Genomic DNA, 4,219 nt, shown 5'->3' with positions numbered 1-4,219 from the left:
TAGGCTCTGTTAGACCAAGGTTGACTTAAGCAACGGGATCGTCACCCTGATTACCTCGGTGCATGACGATCCCGTTATGATTACCTGCCGGTGTTGGGGAGATCTATCTCCTTGTTGAGGAGAGCATTGAGTCTGCACTGGGCAAGGTCAAGTTGCTCAGCCAGTTTTTGAGCCTTACTCACGGTGTCGATAAGCTCCTGTTGCTCTTCCAAAGAGGGTATGTCAATCGTGACGTTTTCGAAGAATCCTGTCTTATTCCATGTCCCGTTGTCGGAATTGGAGGCGTAGGCCAGAAATTCAGACTTGTAGGCGATGGAGAACCATCTCAAATCCACTTTATAAGGGCAGTTGTCCTTGACCGAGAGGATATAGGCGTCATCGTTGATTGCGTAGTTTCCCTTAGAAAGGAATCGCGTTCCGCCGGCCTTGCCCTTGCGTACCACCAGCAATCCTTCTTTGCCGGAGAACGTCTTAAGAGGGCGTGTCTGACCGTTGCTTGAGGGTATGTTGCACTGGGGGATGAAGCCCATCGCCGTGTCGGCTTGAGTGGATGCGGTAAGAACCTCGTATCGAGGTCCGGGCATACCACTCATGTTGTAGATCAGTTCCTCGGTAAGCCCGGTGTTTCCACTCAAGCAGTCCAGAATGTCCTTTACCGGCTTGTTTCGAGCCTGATAGTCCTCCGCTTCGACGGAATCGTCCGGAGCTGCATCATTCGCACTCTGAGAGATATCGATGGTTTCCTTGATGACGCTCAGTTCATGCTGGAATTCCTCCGGCGTGACGAAGTGAGGGTCGTAGGGACGCAGATACCTTTCCGGAAGCAAGGTTAGATAGGGATCCTTGAGGACGAGGCTCATCGTGATGTTCCCGCCCTTGCGGCGTTTCACTTCACTGCCGTCCTCCGACTGCCATGTTGTCCCGGATGTGGCCTCATCGTCGTATCTGGTGTTCCAGCGTTCCTCCAGTTGCGAGACGTGTTCCATGCCGTCGCCGTCCACCCAGCCGGATACTTCGTCGTGGAGCCAATGCTGGTCATTGCCCCTGAGTCGGGTCGGGTACCGTTTGTCCGAGTTCGCGAAGCCGTCATTGTCCACGATGTACATCCATATCGGCGTGGTCTGGAATCTGCCGTTCTGCCGTCGTTCCTCGTAGGAGCTCTTCGATTGAACGGGGTCTGCAATGTGGAACCGTTCGTATCGTTTCTTCAGGAACAGCGCGTACGTCTTTTCCTTCGTATACGGGGCGAACGCGAACTTTGGCAGCGAGATTATGGCCTGAATCTCGCAAGTGAGCATCAGTTCCTCGCGGAACGATTGGAACGACGGGTTCTCCAACACGCCATCTGGTGTGACGATGCATGCCCGCCCGTCGATTTTGAGCAGGTCGATGGCGCGGCAGATTGCGGCCACCTCCATTCTCCTGCTGCTGAGGAAGACGGTGTCGGCCAGAATCGTGCCCTGTCCGTATGGCGGGTTGGTGATGACGTAATCGTAGGTGCCCGACTTGCCGGTGATGACTTCCTTCCCGTCCTTTTTAGCCGGAATCAGCGAATCGTCACTGTAGATGTGGTTGTGCCCGTCACCGACGAGGAACATGTTCAGTTTGGATCGCGAGGCGTTCTCGCTGCGAAGATCGATGCCGTAGAAGCATTTCGAGGAGAGGAATTCCTTGGCTTCGCAAGTCATGGTGTTGCTTTTCTCGAAATTGGAGCGCAGTACCTTGTAAGCCTCCGTAAGCATGCCTCCCGTGCCTACGAACGGGTCGATGATGGTGAATTCGGCATCCGGGTTATAACGGTCGCGATTCCCGAGCAGCAGTTTCGCGAAGATGTGCGTGTAGTGACGGCGGGTGAAGTACTCGCCGAAATCCTTCTTCTCCTTGGAGTTGGCGAACGCCTCGTACACCGCTCCGAACAGATCGAAGCCGGTTCCATGCAAGGGTCTCATGCTGTCCACGACATCATAGATCTCCCGCAACTGACTCGCCTTAACCAACGGGTTACTGCCGGAAATATGCGCTTTGACTACTTCGACAGGGGCGGAGAATTCCTTGAATTCGGAATCGTCGCCGGTCAGATCGTCGATGTATCCCACCAAAGCCGACGCAATGGTACTGTCCGGCAGTTCCTTCGCGGTGGACCACCATTGCCTCGACTCGTCGAAGTCTCCGTCGATTTTCGCCTTCTCCTCGTAGTACTCCATCGAGATAAGTCCAACGGTGAAATCGATCTTCTTCGTGTTGTTCTCGAAGTCAATGGCCCGGTAGATGTTCTTGAGCTGCCACAGTTTGCTGTTGAACACCGCCTCGCTCACGGCGGTGAGCGCATCGACGCCCATGTCAATGTCGGATGTTCCGGCATCGGTTTCCGTTTGCTTCTTGATGATGCGAAGCACGTCCATCGTCTGGAATTCGGAAATGGGATTTCCGTTCAACGACAATCGGTCGCCGTTGAGGTTGTAGAAGTATGTGATGTTGCAGTTGGTGACGCCGAAGTAGTGCAGTCCGAGTTTCGGCGCTTTCACCTTGCCCTGGGAGATGGCGTCTTTCCAGTCGGAGTCATTGATCTTGCAGGTGATGTCCTTGGCCTCCACATAGCAAATCAGGTTCCCTACGAATCGACTCTCATCATTCGGGTCATTCGGATCATTCGCGTAGGGCATGTTGGAAATCAGGATGTCCGGCCGTAGCGAACCAGTGTATTTCTGGAATGTGGCGTCGTTGACGACATTGTGGGCGGGAATGCCGAGATTCTGGACCAGTACCTCATTGATGAGTCTCTGCACCGACAGCGCCTCGCGCTTCTGCTTCTTCGTGGAAGCCATTCGTTGAACTCCTTCTCCGTATGCCGGTTCACTCTTCGCTATGACTATCCTGATTCAGCCGTACGTCGAACGGTAGCCCCTGTTCCCTGACGACGGCCTTGAGGAAGATCGTGACCGCGCCGGAGAGGGTGAGTCCGAGGTCTTCCAGCACTTGGCTGGATTCCTCCTTGAGCTGTGGGTCTATCCTCATGGTCGTGGTGGGTATACTCGCCATACGCGCCTCCTATGCTTTGTTTGGTTGTTCCGACTGTACATCGTATGCACGATGTCATGCGGCTTTCTTCCAGTAGTCCATGTATGGCGGTGTCATGCGCTGGTAGTCGCGACGGCGGATGCGGTACAGGCCGTTGCCGAGCTGACGGGCGAGTAGCCGGTTATCGTCGGTCTCGCCGAACCCGTCGGTGAATGCGCCGAGCCATTGGAACCAGTCCAAGTAGGCTTGCAGATACTTCGTGGATACGCCGTGGAAGCCGAACATGAAATCCTCCAACCGGGCATGCAATGTGTTCACCCGGTTGATCGCATGATCGCCGGCATCGGTTTGCGTGAGATTCGCGCCCAGTTCCGCCAATGGCTTCACATAGGCGGGCGCGCCGTCGGTCAGCACGTCGGTGCCGCGTCCGATATGGGGCTTCAATGCGCTCATGGCACGGTCCTTGGAGATGACGCCGCGCCCGCATACGGTCAGGAACGAACGGCCCGCATCGTCCACGCCGGTCGCCACGCATATCTGCTCCTTCGACAAGCCACGCTTACGTAGGGACTTGGTGCGCCGGTGGGCCTTGCGGGGCATGACGAACACGGCCGACTTCGTATGGTTGCCCTTGAAGCTCTCGCGGAAGTACGTCTCGTCCAACTGGACAGACATGCCCGCCTCGGAACGCAGAACGGGCGTGTACCGGCGTATGCACTCGATGACCCGCTGACGCATGAGGAACGCGGTCTTCAGGCACACGCCGCAACGCTGGGCGCACTTGCGCAGGCTCAGACAATCCACGAAGCATTCAAGGAATCGCATCCACACGCCCGCCTTGAGCTTGCTCATGCCCATCACCCGGTTCGTGCGCACACCGAACGTCCGTCCGCAGTCCATGCACTTCCAACGCTGGGAGCCGTCACGGCCATGCCCCTTGCGGATGATTCGGATGCTTCCGCAGCGCACGCACGCATCCATTTGCTTCGGGTCACTCGTCGCTGCATCCAATGCGGAACCCTCATACAAGGCATCGCGCAGCGCCTTGATGGCGAGAGTGCGCTCCTGCGGCGTCAGCTCGCCGAGTTCCTTCCTGACCCTATCGGCTATACGCGCCACCTTGCCCGTTCTCATACCTTCATTGTAGCTACTCGGTAACTACGACGCAAGTCAAAAAGTCAACCTCGGTCTAACAGAGCCT

Annotated in this window: 3 protein-coding genes; all 3 read right to left on the bottom strand. The window is 56.2% G+C overall.

Annotated features, from left to right (window positions below):
- Positions 1 to 80: 80 nt before the first annotated feature.
- From JS541_RS14490 to JS541_RS14480, 3 genes are read right to left on the bottom strand one after another with little or no spacing between them, the layout of a single operon-like run.
- A complete protein-coding gene (locus JS541_RS14490) occupies positions 81 to 2,825 on the bottom strand; it encodes an N-6 DNA methylase (RefSeq protein WP_033496039.1) in 2,745 nt (914 codons plus the stop codon).
- 28 nt (positions 2,826 to 2,853) lie between these two features.
- A complete protein-coding gene (locus JS541_RS14485) occupies positions 2,854 to 3,039 on the bottom strand; it encodes a type II toxin-antitoxin system RelB/DinJ family antitoxin (protein ID WP_033496041.1) in 186 nt (61 codons plus the stop codon).
- Between the two features lie 54 nt (positions 3,040 to 3,093).
- Positions 3,094 to 4,152 carry an IS1595 family transposase gene (locus tag JS541_RS14480; RefSeq protein WP_033496043.1) on the bottom strand — a complete coding sequence of 353 codons (1,059 nt, stop codon included), beginning with the start codon at positions 4,150 to 4,152 and terminating at the stop codon, positions 3,094 to 3,096.
- Positions 4,153 to 4,219: the final 67 nt, after the last annotated feature.

The organism is Bifidobacterium sp. SO1 (assembly GCF_018555335.1).
GTDB classification, from domain to species: Bacteria; Actinomycetota; Actinomycetes; order Actinomycetales; family Bifidobacteriaceae; genus Bifidobacterium; species Bifidobacterium simiiventris.
The sequence above is the reverse complement of the archived record's forward strand: the minus strand, read 5'-3'. Positions and strand labels throughout refer to the sequence as shown.

Coding starts and splice junctions, on each gene's coding strand:
- JS541_RS14490 (WP_033496039.1), bottom strand. CDS start 2,825: ATGGCTTCCACGAAGAAGCAGAAGCGCGAGGCGCTGTCGGTGCAGAGA.
- JS541_RS14485 (WP_033496041.1), bottom strand. CDS start 3,039: ATGGCGAGTATACCCACCACGACCATGAGGATAGACCCACAGCTCAAG.
- JS541_RS14480 (WP_033496043.1), bottom strand. CDS start 4,152: ATGAGAACGGGCAAGGTGGCGCGTATAGCCGATAGGGTCAGGAAGGAA.